Below are 23,312 nucleotides of genomic sequence, written 5' to 3'. Positions count from 1 at the left end.
TCAATATGACTCTATGGCTGACCTCATTCTCATCACTGGCGATAAAGCCATGTTTAACCCCGCTTTTGGACAAGCCATTGTCACCGTGCGTCCAGGAGATTTAATTGGCACAGGCAAGGATAAAATTAACCAGAAAGTAGTCTGTGTAGATGGCGACGAGAAAAAAATCATCGTCCCTGGTTGTAGTTATATAACCCCCCAATATACTATTCCTGGAGTGGGGATACTTTCGATTGAATCCCTTGCTGGTAATCAAAAAGCTAAAAAGACCAAATCTGCTGGTAAACCTGTATTGCTCAAGGGGGCATCATTTAAAGCCAAATTTCAAGTAATGGTTCCCGCACAACAACCCTCTGCACCCAGTCCCATACCCGATGCTACCCCCCAATATTCCGGTAGTGGTACATTTATTTCTCTGAATCTAAAAGTTAAAGGAACATAGCCCTTATCAAGCTAGTACCGCAAGGCGGAATTAAAAATTAAAAATTAAAAATTAAAAATGAAGACATCGTAAGGGTTTTGTTGATTGGGAATGGGTGGTTTATTTCCGCCGTGCTGTACTAGGTTTTTAGGACTTGTGTGTACACAGTAGTTTGAAAAGGGGGGAAACCGGAATCAAAGTCCCCTAATTTATTGGGGGATTTAGGAGGATCTAAAATTTTTGATCCTGACAAGAGGACTTTTCAAACATCTTCTAAATAGTTTTTACTCGTGCTCCTTCAATGTGTTCCGAGAGTGAGAAAAAAGGGATAATTAAATAATGAAAGAACAACTGGAAAAACGTCTTGCTGAACTCAAGGCAGAATTGGTATCAGGACAAAAAGTCATGGCAGACTTAGAGGCGAAACAAGCAAATCTGCGCGATACCTTACTACGGATTAGTGGAGCAATTCAAATTTTGGAAGAAATTACATCTTCCACTGAACAAAATGGAAATCAAAACAATACATACGTACAAGAGGAATTAAACGTTCAATAGACATTTATGGTTCAAAATTTTTCCCACATTATGTATAATTCACAGCACACTGAATTTCTTTATGAACTGGAATTTAAGCTGTGTAATACCAATTTAATGTGAGGTTGCACATATCTTGATCCCCCTAAATCCCCCGATAAATTGGGGGACTTTGATAGATGTTTTTCCGGTTTTCCCCTTATTAAGCTACGGTGTACACACAAGTCCTAAAAACCTAGCTTGATAAGCGTTTCCTCGTTCCCAGTCTCTGGCTGGGAATGCATTCATTGAGTCTCTGACTCAATATCTGACTAGAGGCAGAGCCTCTAATCAGGCATTCCTATGCAGAGCATAGGAACGAGATAAAAGAGGGATATAATTCCCCCTCACAAGGCCAAAATCAGCGAACGTACAGTAACTAGAAAAGTTTTCCCCAAAAACGAACACCATTGTTTAAAGCACGGTGCTTCTGTCAGTTCATGCTAAAACTTCTTCACAAGCAATATTCAAAGATATTTCTTTCCAAGCATCCACTTCTTCTTTGATATACGTGACCATAGCATCAATTGCTTCGACTGTATCTGCTCCTAATGCCAATCTCATTGGCGGGTTATCACTATCAACAGCTTGAATTATTGCTAGTGCTGCTTTCTTTGGATCTCCTGGTAACTTGCCAACTAACTCCTCTACACGCTGGTGGATATTACTAATTAAAGGCTTATAGTCCTCAATTTGAGTTTCAGTTAAAACAAAAGAACGTCTGAAAAAATCTGTACGCAGCCCCCCAGGTTCAACTATGGTGACTTTGATACCAAAGGGTGCAACTTCATTAGCTAATGAACCGGAAATTCCTTCTAGTGCAAGTTTGCTACTGCCATAAATTCCACCACCAGGACTTGCTGCAAAGCAAGCGATTGATGAAATATTTAGGATATGTCCACTACGTTGCTGTCGCATATAAGGTAGTACTGCCCGCAGCGTTTCTAAGACACCAAAAAAGTTTGTTTCAAATAGACGGCGAACTTCCACATCGCTAATTTCTTCCAAAGCTCCCGCAACTTCACATCCGGCATTGTTGACAAGTACATCAATGCGTCCAAAGTGAGCAATTGCCTGTTTTACTGCCTCTTGCACTTCTTTGGGTTTTGTCACATCTAGTTGCACTGCTAGGGCACGTTCTGGAAACTTGAGTGCTAAATTTTGAACCTGCTGTGGATTCCGCGCTGTTAGCACAACTGCCTCTCCCTTCTCCAACAATATCTCTGCCAACGCTTGACCAAGACCACTGGAAGTACCAGTGATAAACCATACTCGTGACTCAGAAATAGACGAAGTTGCCATAAGAGATTCTCCATTTTTAGGAAGCTTTAAGTTTTAACTAGAGTTGCTAGTTATCAAATTTTGCTCAAGGTGCAAAAGTTTTCTAAGTGTTATGCCCACTTTCCTGCATTTTTTGCCGGAGACTAAGTGGCCTCATGTCAGTCCAAACTTCTTTGATGTAATCCAGACATTCTTGTTTCAGACCATTTTTACCAACATCATTCCAGCCAGCAGGATTTTGGCGATCGCTTGGCCAAATTGAATACTGTTCTTCATGATTAACCACAACTTTGTAAATTGTCGTATCCTCTTTGTCATCTTGATACATAATTTCTTCTCTTCTAGTTAAAAATCACTTTTGATTTACTTCTGTTAGACCAATGGGGTGCAATACTGTGTAGGTTTTGCCTAACAAAGCACTCCGGGGTCGGTTGGGTTGAAGAACGTAGACCCGAAGGGGCTTCTCGTTCGCGTAGCTTCTCCGACAGGATAAGAGTAACCCAACCTACGAATCTTCTTAACTGAATCCCCGAACAATTTTCCAAGTGTTGAGTTCCTAATTCCCAGCCCCCAATCCCTTTTTCAATTCTGTGTGGCACAAATTATTCAGCTCTAAAAATGTCAATGTAAACACAATTAACATAAATAAAATATCTGCTAAAGTCATTCCATAATATATACCCCTTACTTTCCAAAAGTTAGCAAAAATTAGTACTATCGGCACATTTAAAACTAGAGTTCTAATTAAAATAACTGTTAACACAGTTTTACCTTTCCCTCTAGCTTGAAATAAAGTATTTCCAAATAATGCCAAAGGCCATATTGGTGTTAATACACTAAGAAGTCGAAAATTTCTTACATCGTAATTTGTAAAATTAACCTCTGGCAAAAGTATTTTTAAAAAAACTGTTGGTGATAATTGTAAAGGCAACCAAATTAAGATTAATAAAATAGTACCAATGATTGCAAAAGTTAAATAAGCTTTCTTAATTCGTTCATAATTTTTAGCTCCATCATTGATGCCAATAATAGGTTGTAAAGCCTGTGCAAATCCACCTATGGGGATAAATACTAATGAAGCTACTCTTGTAGTTGCCCCAAAAAAAGCAAGATCATGATGTGTACCATAAAGAGAAATTGATTTAAAAATTACCGAACCTTGCACTAATTCCATTACTGGAAAAAGTAGTGCGGATACTCCTACTGATAAGATTGCAGGTAGTAAGTCTATTGCCATCACCATTTTTTTAGGATTAACGGGAATAGAGCTTTTACCAGAAATGAAATAAGTTAAATTGAGGATTGTATTCACTGCCATTGCAATAACTGTAGCCAGAGCAATGCCTTGAATTCCCCAATGAAAAACACTAATAAATAAAATATTCAATAATATATTAACTATAACAAAACTTAAGTCAAATATTGTAGATAATCTGATTTTACCTTCTGATTTGATAATTTGGCTAGAAGCTCCCCCTAGCATATAAAATATTGAACCCAGTATATAAGTTTTAAAATATTCTGTACCCGCAATAGCAACTTCATCACTTCCTCCCATGAAGATAATTAACTCTTCACCAAATCTGTACCCAATGCTGGTAATAATTAAGGAGAATGCAGTACCCATTACAATTAAGTTACCAAATATTTGGGATTGAGTTTTGATATCTCCAGAACCAATAGCGCGACTGAGAACAGAACCAGAACCAACACCAACTAAGAGAGAAAAGCCTTCTATTATACCTATAAGTGGCAGTGCAAGTGTAATACCTGCAAGAGCCGTTTCACCAATAAATTGTCCTGCAAATAAAGTGTCAAGAAAATTGTTCAAGCTAAACATCAATATTCCCAAAGTACTAGGAATTGATAACTTGAACATCAATTTAACAAGGTTGCCTTGAAGGATTTCGTTTGTAACTTGAGACTGTAATTGTGAAGTCATTTTTAAGTTCTCGGTTTGCTGCTGTTTACTCAATCTTGACCAAACGGCTGACGCGATATTGTTTCACTGCTTGTAATTCCATATCTGTTGCTGAGTTCAATGCACTCATAACTTCACTACAAACTTCAACTCTGGCTTCATAGGCACCTGATAGACTTCCATCAGGTGCTGCATAATCAATACGTACTTCTGCCCAATTAGGCTCTTGATCTTGAGTAACTTTTTCTATGTCCAGTATTTTGCCAGCTTTCAAATAATTACGCCAAGTCCAGTCTGACTGCATCCAAATTTCCCGCTCTGTGATTTGCTCAAATTTAGTGATACCTGCCCATCCCCGATAGTATTGACGCAATCTAGAAACTGAAGCATTTTGTTTGACTAGTAAATCCAGAACTTCAGGGTTTAAATGTCCCCATAAGCACCCTTGAGGTAAGTCAACTAAAGTAGGTGCAAACTGATGCCCACCAAAGTGATTTGTTTGCCAGACTCTTAAGTTTCCATTAGCAGCAGGTGCATATTCTTTGCGTAATTGCCGATATAGAGGAGTTCCAAATTTACCACAGGCAAGGTCAACTTGAGCGTGAGTACAAACCATCAGTTCGCGGATATGACTGGTTTGTTGCTGATACTGTTGAAACTTGGATAAATCGTTGGGCTGTTGTACTAATTGTTGGAGTATTGCTGTGACTAAATTAATTGCTTCCTCTTCTGGAACAAGAAACTCTTGTTTTTCAAATTGAGAAAATTGTTGTGCGGGACGGTAATAATATAGGACACGGGTAAATTTTGGGATAGAATAATCGCGATCGCGAGCAATCAACATCGGTCTTAGTTTGATTCCATGCTTCCCGATTAACTCTTGGAATAGACCTATCAGAGGCTTTATTTGCGGATCTTCCTGAAAAATGTTTGCAGACCAAGGTTGAGGAAGTTCCATAATTAGCCAATAGTCGCAAGTACCTGCTGTTCCAATTGGGTCTTCTTTATTAGCTTGAGAAACCAACGAGCAGAAACGACAATCTTTTAGGGAAAACTGGTCGGTTTTTTGGGTCTGCATATTTAATCCCATCCCATATTTTTTTGCATCAACCCATAAAATTTTTCATAAAAATGCTCATGGGAAAATAACCTTTTGTAAAGGAAAAGTAATCTAGTTTCCCATTTGGATGGTGTGACAAAATATTGTCTTTTGGGTTTGCGAGCTTCTAATGCTTCTAAGATTGCCTCTACGACTTTTTCAGATGGCATTCCATTGCGATTGCCTTCTATAGTAAGTTCTTTATGTATTCTTTGATTTTTACCATATATGGCTTTGGCTTCAGGTGACATATTAGCTAAGGTTTTCTGATAGCTTGCCTCTACTTTTTCATGTACTTCTGTGTTAAATGATCCTGCTAGGATAGAAAGAACTTCAATTTGGCTAGAACGCAATTCCATTCGCCAACAATCTGTAAGGGATTCCAACGCAAACTTGGAAGCAGACAAGTGTCCAAAATATGGTGTAGCTACTCTGCCACCAACAGCACTAATGTTGATAATCCGACCTTTAGCTTTACGAAGCAATGGTAAGAATGCTTGGGTAACGGCAATATAACCAGTCACATTGACTTCAAATAACCATCTCACATCCTCAATGGGAACACACTCCAATGGCCCGTGTACTACTGCAACAGCATTATTTACTAAAGCAAATAATCCTTCATTGTCGGTTGCTAGTGAAACAAAGTCTAGAGCAGATTGAATCTGTTCGGCTTTTGTGATGTCTAGGATAATCGGAGTTAAATTACCAGATGCATCATGTTTTAATGATTCCGCATCTTTTTCTGTACGGACTCCAGCAAAGACTCGATATCCTTGTTTATCTAGCGTCAGCGCAGCGGCTCGACCTAAACCTGATGATGTCCCTGTAATTAGCACAGCGCCTTTTTTACTTTGAGCCATATTTGTTACCTCCATAATGAATAGATATTGGAGCCAGGATAAAGACGTGATAAGGATAAATTCAGAAAAACGAAAAACCCACTTCAGAGATTAAAGTAAGCCAGCAACAAGTGGTTGTGACTGTCCTTGATGCTGCCGCCGACCATGCATGAACATTTTTACCCCACTAGCTGGACGACAAAGGTTCATATTATCTACAATTTTTGGTTTTTCTGGTTGTTTGTTTACCAAAGTCAGTTGATAGCGTGAAAGAATTGTTGCCAACACAAGCTTCATTTGAAACATACCAAAAGTGCCTGCAATACAACCACGGGCACCACCCCCGAAGGGCAAAAATTCGTAAGGGGAGAATTGCTTTTCTAGAAAGCGCTCTGGTCGAAATTGTTGAGGCTGTGGATATAAATCTTCTCGCTGATGCGTCCGATAAATGTTACCAATGAGAACTGTTCCCGGATTCAACTCATAGCCCATAATCTCAACTGGTGACTCTACCAACCGCGGCATCATAAATAAGGCGCTTGGGTAAATTCGTAAAACTTCGTTACAAACAGCATTGACGTAGGGTAATGCCACAATGCTCATGGGGTCTGGGTTATCACCTAGGCTATCAAGTTCCTCAAGCAGTCGTTCACGAATAGCAGGTATACGGTGAGTCCAATACAAAGACCAGACAATCACAAGTGCTGCACCTTCTGTAGTTGCGAATATAGGTAATACTAAGAGGTCGCGCACTTCTTCATCACTTAATGGTTCACCTGCTTCATCACGAGCAAAGATCAGGTCACTGAGCATGTCAGTGCGTGACGTATCTGCTTGCTGGCGGCGTTCTTGGACTTCGGTATATAGAAGTTGGAAAATTTCTTGCCTGAGGTAACTACGGTATCCCCACGGACTCCACCGACCTAAATCCCGTCGCCCAAAGGGAAGTTTTGAGGTGATATCAAATAGGGGTGAAGTTACATGTTTATACATCAAAGTAAAGAGATGCTTGATTTTTTCATAGCGCTCTCCTTCACACAATCCCATCACAACTTCTATGCCTACTCGCAAGGTGATGTCTACCACTGTAGAATAGGCGAGAAACGGTTTGCCGATCGCCTGTTGATTGATAATTTTCTCTGTAAGTTCGCAGATACGTTGCCCACAGGTTTGCATCCGCGCTCCATGATAAGTCTGCATTAAAAGTTTGCGCCGATGTCTATGACGTAAGCCATCAAGTTGCAAAACTCCTTGTTCTCCCACCATAAAAGCTGCTTCTTGGTTTAATGCACCAGCAGCTGTAATTTGTTCGGTATTAGTGAACAACTCTTTAATTCCTAAAGGATTGCTAACGTAAACTATTGGTGTCGAACCAGACATTACAGTGATGATGTCACCATAGCGTTTGGCAATAGCATCCATATAGCCTAAAGGGTTAGCTTCAAATTGCAGATTTAGTAACCAGGAGGGGGTTTTTGGGCCTGGAGGTAGTTTTGTCATTGTTTTTTTACTTCTATTCTCTAGTGGATACTGCATAATTTTTTTAAATTTTAAGCATATTTTTTACTTCCATAGCGAATAGATATTGATCTACAATTTCTAGAGACTAAAGTAAGCCAGCAACAAGTGGTTGTGACTGCCCTTGATGCTGCCGCCGACCATGCATGAACATTTTTACCCCACTAGCTGGGTAAGAAATTAGACCGCCAAATTTTGGTTTTTCTGGTCGCTTGTCAACTAAGGTGAGTTGATAGTTGGAAATAATTGTTGCTAATACAAGCTTCATTTCAAATAAGGCAAAACTTCCGCCAATACAAACACGAGTACCGCCGCCAAAGGGCAAAAATTCATAAGGAGAGAATTGCTTTTTTAAAAAGCGTTCTGGCTGAAATTGTTGCGGTTGTGGGTATAAATCTTCTCGCTGATGTGTCCGATAAATATTACCAATTAATACTGTTCCTGGACTCAATTCATAGCCCATAATTTCAACTGGCGACTCTACCAACCTGGGAAAGGCAAATAATTGCGTTGGGTAAATTCGCAAAGCTTCATTACAAACAGCACTAAGGTAAGGTAGTGCAACGATATGCATGGGATCTGGATGTTCACCAAGGTTATCGAGTTCTTGCAGCAGTTTTTCTTTAACTACAGGTAAACGGTGAATCCAATATAAAGCCCAAGCGATCGCAGTTGCTGATGCATCTTGAGCTGCAAATATGGGCGATAATAGAAGATCACGTATTTCCTCATCGCTTAATGCTTCACCTGCTTCATCACGAGCAAATATCAGATCGTTGAGCATATCGGTGCGTGAGGAATCTGCTTGCTGACGACGTTCTTGGACTTCAGTCTCTAGCAAACTGAAAAGTTCCTCCCGTAGATGAAGTAGGTATCTTCTGGGACTCCACCGATCTAAACCCTTTGGGAGAAAGGGTAACTTCATCATCAGTTGGTAAAGAATTGATTGTTGATATTTAATAATTTCAGCGAATAAATACTTGATTTTTTCATAACGTTCTCCCTCACGCAATCCCATCACCACCTCTATACCTACGCGCAGGGTGATATCTTCAATAGTGGGGTAGGCGACGAAATGTTTGGCGAAAGCCAATGAACTCATAATTTTTTCTGTAAGTTCGCAAATACGCCGTCCACAGGCTTGCATTCGATCTCCGTGAAAAGCTTGCATTAAAAGCTTGCGACGATGTTTGTGGCACAAGCCATCAAGTTGCAAAATTCCTTGGTTTCCTGTCAGAAATGCGAAATCTTGGTTTAATTCACCCCTAGCTGTAATTTCTTTAGTATTAGTAAAAATCTCCTTTATCCCAAAGGGATTACTAACGTAAACTATCGGTGTAGAACCCAGCATGATGGTAACGATGTCACCATAGCTTTGGGATATAGAATCCATATAGCCAAAAGGGTCAGTCTCAAATTGGAGATTGAGTAGCCAGGAGGGGGTTTTCGGCCCTGGAGGTAGTTTCATCAGTCTTCTTGACTCCTGTTGTCTATAAATAGAGTGGCACTAAGGGACTTCCAAATAAAAAAATATCCCATCGTTTTAAGGGCAGGGGGGCAGGGAGCAGGGGGAGGAACAGTCGTGTTGAGTCCAGAAATTGGAATAATTTATTTCTTGGAAGTCCCTAAGAAAAGATACAGCCCTTGCTCTGACTGTTTCTCAGCTTCTACGGCTACGGTGTACACACAAGTCGAAAAAAGTTCGATTTCCTATTTCTCTCGTTCCCATGCAGAGCATGGGAATGGCTGATGCCTCCATAGACATTGAGTCAGAGACTCAATGAATGCATTCCCAGCCTGGAGGCTGGGAACGAGATTACACAAGCCTTTGGGCTTTTATTATTGCCATTCGTCTATAATACATTATCTAAGGCATTATCAATATAAATTCTCAATTGTTTGGCTAATTCCTGAATCTGAGGTTCGACAAAAATTGAGAAATGATCTCCTGGAATTTCCACAACTTCAATAGGTAGACGGGAATATTTACCCCAACCTAATAAAGGATCGTTAGTCTGAAATTCTGGACTCTCAAAATCATGAATAATTTCCTCACTAGCTCTAAAAAGAGTCGTTTTGTGAGGATAAATCTGAGGAATATAATCTCGCATGGCTTGGACATGGACTTTGAAAAGTTTGTAATGTTGGATAAAATCTTGAATTTCTGCATCACTAAAGATAAAGTTAGCTTTTTTATTGACTAAATGCAGTTGCTCTTTTAGTGATAAATCCCGAAGTTCTTCAAAAGGAAGGGAAAAATCGATATTATTATCGGTTTTGATTGATTCAGCAATGCGGAGTAAGAACTTAGCATCATCATCATCTGTAGGTTTAATAGCTGTTTCTGGTAATATGGCATCGATAACAACTAACAAACCCACTGCTTGACCCTGCCTTTGTAATTGTTGGGCCATTTCAAAAGCAACTACACCACCATAACAAAAACCTCCTAAAAGATAAGGGCCATGTGGTTGTACTTGACGAATTTCTTTGAGGTAGCGAGTTGCGGTTTCTTCTACAGAAATAATTTCTGGTTCTTCTTCTCCAAGGGTATGTTCTAAACCATAAAATGGGTATTCTTCACCTAGCCTTCTCGACAAGTTAAAGTAGTTATTAATGGTTCCACCAGCGCCATGCATACAGAAGAAAGGAGTCTTGGAACCAGAAGGTTGAATTGCTACTAAAGGAGAAGCAGAACCTTCACGATATGGCTGAGTGACAATAATCGCTAGTTTTTCAATTGTTGGGTTTTCAAATAAAGTAGACAAAGGTAGATTGTGCCCAAATTTGTCCTGAATTTGAGCCATTAAACGTACAGCTAAAAATGAGTGACCACCCAAGTCAAAAAAGTTATCTGTGACTCCAATAGGGTTGCTATTTAGGAGATTTTCCCAAATTTTTACTAAAGCTAATTCTGTAAAATTACGGGGAGAAATAAATGAGTTTGCAATATTTAAACGGATAATTTTATCCGTGGCAAGAGCTTGCTTATCTACTTTGCCATTGGGTGTAAGGGGGAGCGCATCTAATACCACAAATGTAGCAGGTATCATGTAATTTGGCAGCTTTTGTTGCAAATAAGGCAATAGCTGTGCTGCAATATCTTGATTATCTGTGACTAAATATGCAATCAAACAGCGATCGCCTTCAGGAGCATCGTGGATAATAATGATACATTCTCGTACATCTTTGTGTTGTGCGATCGCAGCGGCAATTTCTCCTAGTTCCACTCGAAAGCCACGAATTTTTACTTGGTCATCACGACGACCACAATACTCCAGATTACCATCGCTGAGGTAACGCCCTAAGTCACCTGTTTTATAAAGTTTTTTTCCTGGAATAAATGGGTGATCAATGAATTTTTCTTGGTTTAATTCTGGACGATGTAAATATCCTTTGGCTAATCCATCTCCACCTGTATAAAGTTCACCAATAATTCCTGGTGGTGTTAATTGTAAATGTTGATTCAATACATAAACTAGAGTATTATCAATCGGGCGACCAATAGGAACACTATTTAAATTATCTGGCAATAAACTAGTGTCGTAATAAGTAACATTAGCAGAAACTTCTGATGAGCCATAAAGATTGATTAGTTTGGCAAATGGCAGTACTTTTTGGAAAGTTTGAACTAACTCCAAAGATAGGGCTTCCCCACTAGCTATCCAAAGTTTTAGTTGCGATAAATTTCTAGTAAGATGACTGTAAGTATCTAAAAGTAACCGCAGCAGTGAGGGAACAAGTATAATTCGCGTCACTTTGTTATCTGCTAGAGCTTGAATAAATAGTTGCGGTTCTTTGACAGTTGCATTACTGATAATCACAGTAGCAATTCCCTGAAGCAAAGGAGCAAAAATTTCCCATACTGAATCTACAAAGCTAATAGCTGTCTTCTGGCAACAAACTTCTCCTGGGGTAAAGGGATAGGTTTTCCACAGCCAGTGCAAGCCATTGACAGTACCGCGATGAGTGCCAAGAACACCTTTAGGAGTCCCAGTAGAGCCGGAAGTATAGATAATGTAAGCAAGACTCTCGGCTTTTGCAGTGTTAATGGGGTTTTCTAGACTTTCTTGAGCAATTTCGTGTTCGTGAATATCCAAGCAAACAATTTTAGCTGAAGATTCAGGTAGCTTTGTTAATATTTCTTGTTGAGTGATTAACACCGCAGCTTGGGAGTCAGAGAGCATGAAATTCAAGCGCTCTAGAGGATAATTAGGATCAAGAGGAATGTATGCACCTCCAGCTTTGAGAACAGCTAAAATTCCTATAACCATTTCTGGTGAGCGTTCTAGACATATCGCTACAAGGGTTTCTGTTGTGACACCCAGTTTTTGTAAATAATGAGCAAGTTGATTAACCCTTTGGTTGAGTTGACGATAAGATAATTGTTCAGACTGACTAATTAAGGCTAATGCATCAGGCGATCGCTTGACTTGTTCCTCAAAGAGTTGATGAATAGACGCATCTTGGGGATAATCTGCATGAGTCTGATTCCAGTCAAATAAAAGTTGCGATCGCTCTTTTGCAGTTAATAATGATAATTCTGAAATAGGCTGCTCTTGATTATCAATAATATTTTCTAATAACGTCTGAAAATGTCTAATAAATTGGGTAATTGTAGCTGAATCAAAAATATCAGTGTTGTACTCTAAACACCCTGCCAATCCCTCTGGAGATTCAGACAACGACAGAAAAATATCTAGTTGAGCCGTACCACTATCGAACTCCAAAGTACGCAAAGTGAGACCAGAAACTTCCTGCACAGACATTGGTGTATTTTGCAGGACAAACATCACTTCATAAAGTGGATTCCGGCTTAAGTCTCGCTCAGGTTGCAATTCTTCTACAAGCATCTCGAAAGGCAAATCTTGATGTGCATAAGCATCAAGTGTCACTTCACGCACGCGATGTAAAAGTTCGCGGAAACTGGGATTACCACTAAGATTATTACGCAACACCAAAGTATTCACAAATAAACCCAGCATCTTTTCTAATTCGGCTCGATTGCGGTTGGCAATTGGAGAACCGATGAGGATGTCTTCTTGGTTGGTGTAGTGATATAGCAAGATGTTAAATGCTGCCAGCAAAGTCATAAACAAAGTGGCATCTTCTCGCTGACTTAATTGATTGAGTGCATCTGTCAGACTTTTAGAGAATGCAAAGTATTGTTTAGCACCAGTAAAACTCGTAATAGTAGGTCGTGGACGATCTGTAGGTAACTGTAATATGGGTAATTCGCCACTTAGTTGTTGCTTCCAGTAATTGAGTTGAGTTTTGAGCAAATCACCTTGCAAGCGATCGCGTTGCCAAACTGCAAAATCTGCATACTGGATCGGAAGTTCCGATAAGGGATTCGGCTGATTTGTTGAGAATGCTGCATACAGCGTTGCCAACTCTTTCAAAAACACACCAATAGACCATCCATCTGTAATAATGTGGTGCATGGTCAAAAGGAAAATATGTTCTTCTTCACCTAAGCGGAATAAAGTCGCTCTGACTAAAGACTCTTTAGCTAAATTGAAAGTTTTTTTTGCTGATTCTGCTGCAATTTGTTTAATCTCTTCTTCCCAATCTCCACCACATAAATGCTCAAGATTGACAATAGGTAATTCCCAGGTTACATCTGGTGTAATATGCTGGGCTGGCTGTCCATTGACGAGTATAAAACTTGTCCGCCAAACTTCATGCCGCCTGATGATTTCATTCAAACTTTGCTGGAGTGCTTTAATATTAAGCAACCCCTGTAAGTGAAAAGCGCTCGGAATATTATAGAAAGAACTCCCGTGGTAAAGTTGGTCAATAAACCATAGCCTTTGTTGAGAAAAAGACAAAGGAACATGATTAAATACTTGACGTTTGGGAATAGTATCAGCTTTAAACTTTCCTCCCTTCCATTTTTCTAAAAGGGCTTTTTTAGCTGGAGTTAAATTAGAGTATTGTTGTTCCATTGTTAACAATTATTTGATATTTTTTTAAGTAATTTATACATAAACACAGTTCAGAATGAGCAACAAAACCCTCATGTAGAGAAACGATTTATCGCTCATGTAGAGACGCGATAAATCGCGTCTTCAAAGACTACGATACACCAGCCAAAAGAACAGCAACCTGTTCTTCTGATAATTCTTCAATCTTCTCTAGAAGAAGTTGTTCAATCATTTCTGCCTGTTTAGCTGGTATCATAGCTTGCACTAACAGGTCACGGAGTGGTAACTCTACTGGAAACTTGGCTCGCAATCGAGAAACTAGTTGAGTTGCAATGAGAGAATCCCCTCCCAACTCATAGAAGTTATCGTAAATACCAACTTGTGCAATTCCAATAACTTCTTGCCATATTTCAGTTACTTGTTTTTCCAACTCATTAGTCGGAGCAACATAGGAATTACTGATATTAGGTCTGAAATAGGAATAGGATGAATCTAATTGATTAGAAGGTTTTTCATGTAATGCGATTGGTTCGCTACTAAAAGAAGGTGATGATGATTTTGCATCAATCCAATAACGTTGACGTTCAAAAGGATAAGTAGGCAAAGGCAAACGCAAATGCCGTTGATGAATATAAAACCCAGACCAATCAATCTCAACACCAAACAACCACAACCGACCTAAAGCTTGCAATAAATAAGCAAAATCAGATTGTTCTTCTTTAATATGGGGTAAACAATTCACCACCAGTTGTTTAGAATCAGATTGTAAATGCTGTTTTGTCAAAGTAGTTAACGTCCGTCCCGGTCCCACCTCCAAGAAAACACCCTCAAATTGTTGCAAAAGTTGCGATATACCATCAGAAAAACGCACAGTCCGCCGCAAATGTTCACCCCAATAGCTGGGATTAGTCGCATCACTATCACTAATCCAAGTTCCAGTCACATTGGAAATAAAGCGAATACTTGGCAAATTCAGTTTCACCTTGCTCAAAGCATTGACAAACTCCGGCAGAATCGGTTGCATCATTTCACTATGAAAAGCGTGAGATGTGTGCAACATTCGACATTCAATTCCTTGGAGTAATAATTGATTTTGCAGTGCAGTTATAGCTTCACTCTCACCAGAAACCACACAAGAAGAGGGGCTATTAACCGCTGCAATTTGCGTATCATCAGTTAAGAGCGATCGCAAATTTTCTACTGGTAGTGGAATTGCTAACATACTACCTGTGGGTAACTGTTGCATCAGTCGTCCCCTAGTGGCAACTATAGCCAAAGCATCTTCTAGAGAAAAGACACCCGCAATGGTTGCAGCGACATATTCCCCGATGCTATGCCCAATCATTGCTTCTGGATGTACGCCCCATTCCATCCATAATTGAGCTAGGGCATATTCAATCACAAATAATGCTGGTTGAGTAAGGGCGGTTTGTTGTAGTTGTTCGGTAACTTTTGTTTCGTCTTGGAAAAGTATCTGGCGGATGTCAAGATTTAGGTGTTGCTGAAGAATCTCGGCGCAAGTATCTATATTTTGCCGAAATGTCGGTTCAACTTCGTAGAGTTCCTGCGCCATGTTGACATATTGCGTCCCTTGTCCAGAAAACATGAAGATAACTGGACGGTGACTGGGTTTGTGGTGGTAGGTAAATACACGTTGCGGATTTTGGCTGGTTAATGCTTCCACCGCATCGTTTTGATTACAACATACTAATATACGTCGATGTTCAAATGCTTGACGACCAACTTGTAGGGTGTAAGCGACATCTGCGAGGTTAATTTGAGGATGTTCTTGAAGATGCCTGACTAGATTAGCTGTAGCTGTTTCTAAAGCCGTGCTAGTTTTGGCAGAAACTACCAACAATTGATACCTTCTCCCCTGCCCCCCTGCTCCCCTGCTCCCCCGCCCCTCTGCCCCCCTGCCCCTCTGCTCCCCTGCCCCTCTGCCCCTCTGCCCTAAATCCGGGGCTTGCTCTAAAATCACGTGGGCGTTTGTACCACCAATGCCGAAGGAACTAACTCCGGCGCGGCGTGGTGTGCCGTTGCTTTCCCAAGGTGATAATTTGGTGTTGACGTAGAAGGGGCTGTTGGCGAAGTCTATTTCTGGGTTGGGTTGTTGGAAGTGTAGACTAGGTGGTATTTGTTGATTTTTTAGGGCTAGGACTGTTTTAATTAAGCCTGTGACTCCTGCTGCTGTGTTTAAGTGGCCTATATTGGTTTTTACTGAGGCGATCGCACAAAAGTTTTTTTGTTTAGTACGGGCTGCAAACGCCTTTTTCAGGGCACTAATTTCAATCGGATCGCCTAAAGCTGTACCTGTTCCATGAGCCTCAATGTAAGTGATAGTTTCCGCAGCAACCCCAGCGATCGCTTGAGCCTCAGCAATCACTTCAGCTTGACCACTCACACTCGGAGCTGTATATCCTACCTTAGCCGCACCATCGTTATTGATGGCTGAACCTTTAATTACTGCGTGAATGCAGTCACCATCTGTCAAGGCATCTTCTAATCTTTTAAGGACAACAATACCCGCGCCATCCCCAAAAATCGTTCCTTGGGCATTAGCATCAAAGGCGCGACAGTGGCCATCAGGAGAAGTTATACTTCCTTCTTGATAAAAATAACCTTGCTTTTGCAGAGATTCTATAGAAATCCCACCTGCCAAAGCCATATCGCACTCATAGTTTAGCAATCCTTGACAGGCTGAATGCACAGCAACTAACGATGTAGAACAGGCAGTCTGAACATTGATACTCGGCCCTTTGAGATTTAATTTATATGAAACTCTTGTAGCTGCAAAGTCCTGACTATTGCCATATATAACTGCCAAACCCCTTGATTGGATAATATCAGGGTGGGAACTGAGATTACTCAGAAAATAGTTACTCATATTAGTTCCCACATAAACACCGGTTAAGCCTTTGCCTGAACTTGGGTTATAACCGGCATTTTCCAATGCTTCCCAAGCACACTCAAGTAGAATCCGGTGTTGAGGATCGATGATCTCGGCTTCCTTTGGTGAGAAATCAAAGAAAGGCGCGTCAAACATCTCGATATCTGACAGACGAACACCAGCTTTTACATAATTGCGATCGTTCAGCCATGCTGGATCTACGCCTGAAGCCTCTAGTTCTTCATCACTGAAGAATGAAATTGACTCCTTTCCTTGACATAAATTATCCCAAAATTCATCAATGCTTTTGGCTCCAGCAAAACGACCAACCATACCAATTACGGCTATGCCTTTGATGGAATCTTCTTGGATTTGTTGGTTATCCATTTACCTTCCTCCTTTGTTGCATTAATTGTCTTTTTTCTTGCATAGCCGCTTCTTTTCTGCTGGCACGTTGATCGGCTTGTTGAAATGTTGGTTCCTCAACTTGTTTTTTGCCGAGATATTCAGCCAAGGTACTTACGGTTGAATATTCAAATAATTCAGCAACGGACAAATTTTTATTTAAGGATTTCAGAATTTTACTGCGAACTTGAATTATTAAGAGAGAATCTCCTCCTAATTCAAAAAAGTTATCATTCAGTCCGACAGTTCTGATTCCTAGAATCTCTTGCCATATATTAGCAATATTTTGCTCAATTTCATTTCTTGGAGCAACATATAGATTTTCTAAATCAGGTCTGTCATGAAGTAATAAATTTGCTGCTCTTGCTGGTAAAGATTCCAGCTTTAGCCATTGGTCAGTTCTAGCTTTAAGTTCTCCAGTTGAGACAATTATATGATTAAACTGACTACAGTTAAAAATTCTTTTAAATGCTTTTATACCTTCTTCTGGCTGAATAGCTAATTCATCTAAACTTACACCTACAGATGTACTTTGTTTATCTTCTTTTTGAAGTTGCCAACCATCCCAACTTATGCTTGTCCATGAAACTGGATGATTTTGATTATGTTTGTGTACAAAAGCGTCCATAAAGATATTTGCTGCTGAGTATGCAACAAATCCTAATCCTCCTAATACAGATGATAAAGAAGATAGTAATAAACAAAAATCAAGCTGTTTGTCTTGTAAAACTTTTTCTAAAACTAAAAGTCCATGTACTTTTGGTTGGAATTGCTGCTCACAATCAATTTTCCGGATCTTTTCAATAGACTCGCCGCCAAGAATACCCGCAGCATGAATCACACCATTTAGATTACCAAATTGCTGTTGAGCTTGAGCGATCGCATTTTGCATTTGTTCGGGGTTGGTAACATCAGCATTCACTACCAAAACTTCTGCACCCAACTGTTCTAGTTCTTTTACTTTGCGAATTTTGCAGCTAATACTATCAGTTTCATCGTGAGCAATCAACCATTTGTCCCATTCATCTCGGCTAGGTAAAATCGAACGTCCTGTTAATAGTAGTTTTGCTTGTACAGTTTGTGCTAAATATTCTGCTACAACAAGTCCAATACCTCCAAGTCCACCTGTAATCAGGTAGGCTCCCTTTTGCCTTAATTGTGATTTTCCTAGATTAGCTTCATCAAAGTGTACTGGTTCAAAACTTTGCACCCAGCGATTCAAACCTCGGTAAGCAATCACTTTATCAGAATTAAAAATAGTTAATTCTGCCAGCAACTTTTCTACAAATTTTTCTTCTTGCCAACTACCAATATTAGGCAAATTAACATCAATGCTACGACAATTAAGATTTGAATATTCTTGAGATATAACTTTAATTGTACCAAGTAAAGTTGCTTTTTCTGGACAAAGTACTTCAGTTCCTGTTACTGCCTGTAAATTGTTAGAAATGACTGTAATTTGAAAATCATCCGTAATTTCTTGTTTTGACAAAGCTTGGGCAAGAAATAGTAGACTATAAAATCCAGCTAGCTGTGCTTTTTCAACTTCTTCTATTTTCAATTCTTTGTCATTGGCAGGTGTGACACTCCATAAATGAACAATGGACTTTGGTAATTTATGTTGTGTTAATAGTTCTTTGATTAAAGTATCGTAGTCATAATTATACTGAGGATTAAGAGTATATTCACCTTCATTAATTCTTGTGAACTCTGTTCCAACTTTAACAATAATAACTTTTTGTTTTTTTTGTTTTAACTGTTTGACTAATTTAGCACCCAAGCCACACTCATCAATAAATACTAAAGTACAAGATTGTTGAGATGTGTATTCAAGCGGTGCTGAGACTAAAGATGGTTTCCAGAAAGGAATATAGAACCAGTCAGAAATATCAGGCTTTTTACCCAGTGATACTGAACTAGGATAATTATCTGGTTTTTGTTTTTTGGGTTCAATCCAATAACGTTGACGTTCAAAAGGATAAGTAGGCAAAGGCAAACGCAAATGCCGTTGATGAAGATAAAACCCAGACCAATCAATCTCAACACCAAACAACCACAACCGACCTAAAGCTTGCAATAAATAAGCAAAATCAGATTGTTCTTCTTTAACATGGGGTAAACAATTCACCACCAGTTGTTTAGAATCAGATTGTAAATGCTGTTTTGTCAAAGTAGTTAACGTCCGTCCCGGCCCCACCTCCAAGAAAACACCCTCAAATTGTTGCAAAAGTTGCGATATACCATCAGAAAAACGCACAGTCTGGCGCAAATGTTCACCCCAATAGCTGGGATTAGTCGCATCACTATCACTAATCCAAGTCCCAGTCACATTGGAAATAAAGCGAATACTTGGCACATTCAGTTTCACCTTGCTCAAAGCATTGACAAACTCCGGCAGAATCGGTTGCATCATTTCACTATGAAAAGCGTGAGATGTGTGCAACATCCGACATTCAATTCCTTGGAGTAATAATTGATTTTGCAGTGCAGTTATAGCTTCACTCTCACCAGAAACCACACAAGAAGAGGGGCTATTAACCGCTGCAATTTGCGTATCATCAGTTAAGAGCGATCGCAAATTTTCTACTGGTAGTGGAATTGCTAACATACTACCTGTGGGTAACTGTTGCATCAGTCGTCCCCTAGTGGCAACTATAGCCAAAGCATCTTCTAGAGAAAAGACACCCGCAATGGTTGCAGCGACATATTCCCCGATGCTATGCCCAATCATTGCTTCTGGATGTACGCCCCATTCCATCCATAATTGAGCTAGGGCATATTCAATCACAAATAATGCTGGTTGAGTAAGGGCGGTTTGTTGTAGTTGTTCGGTAACTTTTGTTTCGTCTTGGAAAAGTATCTGGCGGATGTCAAGATTTAGGTGTTGCTGAAGAATCTCGGCGCAAGTATCTATATTTTGCCGAAATGTCGGTTCAACTTCGTAGAGTTCCTGCGCCATGTTGACATATTGCGTCCCTTGTCCAGAAAACATGAAGATAACTGGACGGTGACTGGGTTTGTGGTGGTAGGTAAATACACGTTGCGGATTTTGGCTGGTTAATGCTTCCACCGCATCGTTTTGATTACAACATACTAATATACGTCGATGTTCAAATGCTTGACGACCAACTTGTAGGGTGTAAGCGACATCTGCGAGGTTAATTTGAGGATGTTCTTGAAGATGCCTGACTAGATTAGCTGTAGCTGTTTCTAAAGCCGTGCTAGTTTTGGCAGAAACTACCAACAATTGATACCTTCTCCCCTGCCCCCCTGCTCCCCTGCTCCCCCGCCCCTCTGCCCCCCTGCCCCTCTGCTCCCCTGCCCCTCTGCCCCTCTGCCCTAAATCCGGGGCTTGCTCTAAAATCACGTGGGCGTTTGTACCACCAATGCCGAAGGAACTAACTCCGGCGCGGCGTGGTGTGCCGTTGCTTTCCCAAGGTGATAATTTGGTGTTGACGTAGAAGGGGCTGTTGGCGAAGTCTATTTCTGGGTTGGGTTGTTCAAAGTGTAGACTAGGTGGTATTTGTTGATTTTTTAGTGCCAGGACTGTTTTAATTAAGCCTGTGACTCCTGCTGCTGTGTTTAAGTGACCTATATTTGTTTTTACTGAGGCGATCGCACAAAAGTTTTTTTTGTCAGTACTAGCACGAAAAGCCTGTGTCAAAGCCTTGATTTCAATGGGATCTCCTAATGCAGTGCCAGTACCATGTGTTTCTATATAGGCGATCGTCTCAGGTTCTACTCCTGCTAAAGCAAGGGCTTCTAAAATAACTTCCCTTTGTCCATCGACACTGGGGGCTGTATATCCCACCTTTAAGGAACCATCGTTATTAACAGCTGAACCTTTAATTACTGCGTAAATCAAGTCACCATCGGCAATGGCATCCTCTAATCTTTTCAAAACCACTACACCCAAGCCATTACCGCCATTAGTTCCTTGAGCTTTAGCATCAAAAGCTCGGCAATGTCCATCAGGAGAATGGATTCCCCCTGGTTGATATTGATAACCAGACTTTTGCGGCACCATTATAGAAACGCCACCAGCCAAAGCCATATCACTTTCACCATTCAGTAAACTTTGACAAGCTAAATGAACAGCAACTAAAGATGTGGAGCAAGCAGTCTGAACATTAATACTCGGCCCCTTCAGATTCAATTTATATGAAACTTGTGTGGGTAAAAAATCCTTATCATTTCCAATCAAAATTTGAAAGCTATCTACTGACTCCATCAATTCCCGGTTGGGATATAAGTTGGAAAGTAGATAATTACTGGCAGCGACACCAGCAAAAAGGCCAATTTGACCATCATAGTTTTGGGAGTTATAGCCAGCATTTTCTAGAGCTTCCCAAACACATTCTAAAAAAAGACGATGTTGTGGATCTGTAATTTCAGCTTCCCTGGGAGAAAAACCAAAAAATGAAGCATCAAATAACTCTACATCTTCTAGTACACCACCTGCTTTGACGTAACTGCTTTGGTTTAGCAATGCCGCATCTATTCCAGCCGATACTAGTTCTTCATCTGTGAAAAAAGAAATAGACTCTACACCATCTCGGATATTTCGCCAAAAATCAGCAATATTTTCGGCTCCAGGAAAACGCCCTGACATACCAACGATAGCTATTTCTTCTTGAGCATTTAAGTTATTAATATCGGTTAAAAAGTTCATTACCAAAACCTTATGTAATCTTCTAAATCGTCACTATTCTAAATAAAATCGGATACATTTATTTTCGCAGCAATTTGAATTTGATCATTTAGCACTGCATCAATATCTTCTTCTTTAGTTAACGGATTAGCAATTACTGCCCGCAGAGCAATAACAGGAATTTCTTTGCCTAAACTAGTGGCTGATTTTGTAGTCCGTGAGATAAAAGTATTACCAATTTGACGCTGTCTTTTCTGCAAACATTCATTAAAATTATTGATTAGTTGATTGTCAATTTCAGTCAACTGTTTTTTGGCAACTAACTCTCTTAATGGCTCTGGAATATATCTATAGAGAAGCAAGTTAGTATCAGGTTCTGCCAACAACTCAAACTCAGGCATACTACAAATACGATCCGCCATATATTGAGTTTTCCTAATTCCTTCATCAATTAAAAATTCATATCCTTTGAGTCCCAGCAGATTCAGTCCAGCGTGTAAAAATAGAGCCATACCAGGCCGAGATCCTTCTAAAGCACGTTTACCTAAATCAAATGACCCTTTACGCATGGTATAGCTTGCTTGCTTTTCGATGGCTGTTGCTATATAAGGATCGCGCAAAAAAACCATCCCAATACCCATTGGTAGATATAGTTGTTTATGCCCATCAATAGTTACTGAATCAGCTTTTTCGATACCAGCAAGTTTATGACGATGTTGTTCAGAAAAAATAAGTGGCCCACCCCAAGCAGCATCCACATGAAAATGAACATTAGCTGCTTGTGCAATGTCGGCAATCTCAGACAATGAATCCACTCCGCCTGAGTCTGTAGTACCAGCAATGCCTACAATTGCAATAATTAGCAAGTTTTGGTCACGACACTCTTTAACAGTTTGACGCAACTTCTGGATATTAACTCGATTGTTACTATCAGTGGGGATTCTAATTAAACTCTGCGTACCAATACCCATTAAATCCGCAGCTTTATCAAAGGAGAAATGCATCAATTCAGAACCAATAATCACTGCTCCTTTGTAGCCATAGAAATCTAGAGCCGCGGCTAAACCTTCTTTTTCTATACCAAGAAAATCATTTTTTGCTGCCAAAGAAGCGTTTCGGGCACACCAAAGTGCCGTGATATTTGCCACGGTTCCACCAGAAACTAAAATTCCTAGGGTACTTAAGTTATGTTGAATATGTTGAGCGTAGAAATTATCAGAAAAGTTATAAATTAGTCGATGTAACATTGCTAAAGCTTCGCGTTCACAAAAGCTTAAGGCTTTAGCAGTTTCTATCTTGACAGCATTTTGATTCATTGCTGTCATCAATTTTGCCATTGGGCGCACAAAAGAAGGAAGCGCCGAGGTCATGTGACCAATAAATCGTGGCGAGGATGTATGGATTGAATGAGCTACAACATTGTTACTTAAATTTTGGATATAGCTCTCAAAATCAACAGGTTGGACAGGTATTTGACTATCAGAATAATTGTCTAGTAAAAAATCTAAATCAATACGACTATTAGCATCGGTTGTACTTAAGAAATCTTGAGATAAATCATTAACTATTGCATCTATTTGTTCTTCGATATATATTCCCTGGCTTGATGAACTAAATAGTTGCATCACTTGTTTTTCAATATCATCATGTAATTTTTGCTCAGTTTTCACAAAATAATTTTGGTTCGACATTTCTTGTTTACTTAATGTCATTTTATATCCTTGGATAGGTTTCTTTTTTTGTGCATTTTTGTTGAATAAGTTCGTAGTCAGCCTGGATTT

Annotated in this window: 13 protein-coding genes; 2 read left to right on the top strand and 11 right to left on the bottom strand. The window is 39.8% G+C overall.

What is annotated here, in order from left to right; translation table 11 throughout:
* The first annotated feature begins 13 nt into the window (after window positions 1-13).
* Window positions 14-442, top strand: coding sequence for a hypothetical protein (locus ACWATR_RS26220; RefSeq protein WP_460338776.1), 429 nt, complete (start codon window positions 14-16; stop codon window positions 440-442).
* 318 nt (window positions 443-760) lie between these two features.
* Entirely contained in the window at window positions 761-979 is a 219-nt protein-coding gene (locus tag ACWATR_RS26215) for a hypothetical protein (protein WP_460338774.1), read from the top strand.
* A gap of 456 nt (window positions 980-1,435) precedes the next feature.
* Here the strand turns inward: ACWATR_RS26215 and ACWATR_RS26210 are convergent, their stop codons facing one another.
* From ACWATR_RS26210 to panP, 11 genes are all read right to left on the bottom strand, one after another.
* Window positions 1,436-2,299 carry an oxidoreductase gene (locus ACWATR_RS26210; RefSeq protein ID WP_460338772.1) on the bottom strand — a complete coding sequence of 288 codons (864 nt, stop codon included), beginning with the start codon at window positions 2,297-2,299 and terminating at the stop codon, window positions 1,436-1,438.
* 82 nt (window positions 2,300-2,381) lie between these two features.
* Window positions 2,382-2,606, bottom strand: coding sequence for an MbtH family protein (locus ACWATR_RS26205; protein WP_460338770.1), 225 nt, complete (start codon window positions 2,604-2,606; stop codon window positions 2,382-2,384).
* 228 nt (window positions 2,607-2,834) lie between these two features.
* A complete protein-coding gene (locus tag ACWATR_RS26200; RefSeq protein ID WP_460338768.1) occupies window positions 2,835-4,220 on the bottom strand; it encodes an MATE family efflux transporter in 1,386 nt (461 codons plus the stop codon).
* Window positions 4,221-4,245: 25 nt separating this feature from the next.
* The gene (locus tag ACWATR_RS26195; protein WP_460338766.1) at window positions 4,246-5,277 is read right to left on the bottom strand and encodes a sucrase ferredoxin; all 1,032 of its coding nucleotides are present in this window, start codon (window positions 5,275-5,277) and stop codon (window positions 4,246-4,248) included.
* 2 nt (window positions 5,278-5,279) lie between these two features.
* The gene (locus ACWATR_RS26190) at window positions 5,280-6,161 is read right to left on the bottom strand and encodes an SDR family oxidoreductase (RefSeq protein ID WP_460338764.1); all 882 of its coding nucleotides are present in this window, start codon (window positions 6,159-6,161) and stop codon (window positions 5,280-5,282) included.
* A 90-nt stretch (window positions 6,162-6,251) separates the two neighbouring features.
* Window positions 6,252-7,640 (bottom strand): cytochrome P450, encoded by a 1,389-nt coding sequence (locus tag ACWATR_RS26185; RefSeq protein WP_460338762.1) that lies wholly within the window; start codon window positions 7,638-7,640, stop codon window positions 6,252-6,254.
* Between the two features lie 106 nt (window positions 7,641-7,746).
* Window positions 7,747-9,126: a cytochrome P450 gene (locus ACWATR_RS26180; protein WP_460338760.1), complete on the bottom strand. Its 1,380-nt coding sequence runs from the start codon at window positions 9,124-9,126 to the stop codon at window positions 7,747-7,749.
* Between the two features lie 385 nt (window positions 9,127-9,511).
* The gene (locus ACWATR_RS26175; RefSeq protein ID WP_460338758.1) at window positions 9,512-13,606 is read right to left on the bottom strand and encodes an amino acid adenylation domain-containing protein; all 4,095 of its coding nucleotides are present in this window, start codon (window positions 13,604-13,606) and stop codon (window positions 9,512-9,514) included.
* Window positions 13,607-13,736: 130 nt separating this feature from the next.
* Window positions 13,737-16,862 (bottom strand): type I polyketide synthase, encoded by a 3,126-nt coding sequence (locus tag ACWATR_RS26170; RefSeq protein WP_460338756.1) that lies wholly within the window; start codon window positions 16,860-16,862, stop codon window positions 13,737-13,739.
* Window positions 16,855-21,552 carry a type I polyketide synthase gene (locus ACWATR_RS26165; protein WP_460338754.1) on the bottom strand — a complete coding sequence of 1,566 codons (4,698 nt, stop codon included), beginning with the start codon at window positions 21,550-21,552 and terminating at the stop codon, window positions 16,855-16,857. Before ACWATR_RS26165 ends, ACWATR_RS26170 begins: the two co-directional genes overlap by 8 nt.
* A 38-nt stretch (window positions 21,553-21,590) precedes the next feature.
* On the bottom strand, window positions 21,591-23,222 hold the full coding sequence (gene panP, locus ACWATR_RS26160) for a pyridoxal-dependent aspartate 1-decarboxylase PanP (protein WP_460338752.1): 1,632 nt from the start codon (window positions 23,220-23,222) through the stop codon (window positions 21,591-21,593).
* Window positions 23,223-23,312: the final 90 nt, after the last annotated feature.

The organism is Nostoc sp. UIC 10890, assembly GCF_054786515.1.
The sequence above is the reverse complement of the archived record's forward strand: the minus strand, read 5'-3'. Positions and strand labels throughout refer to the sequence as shown.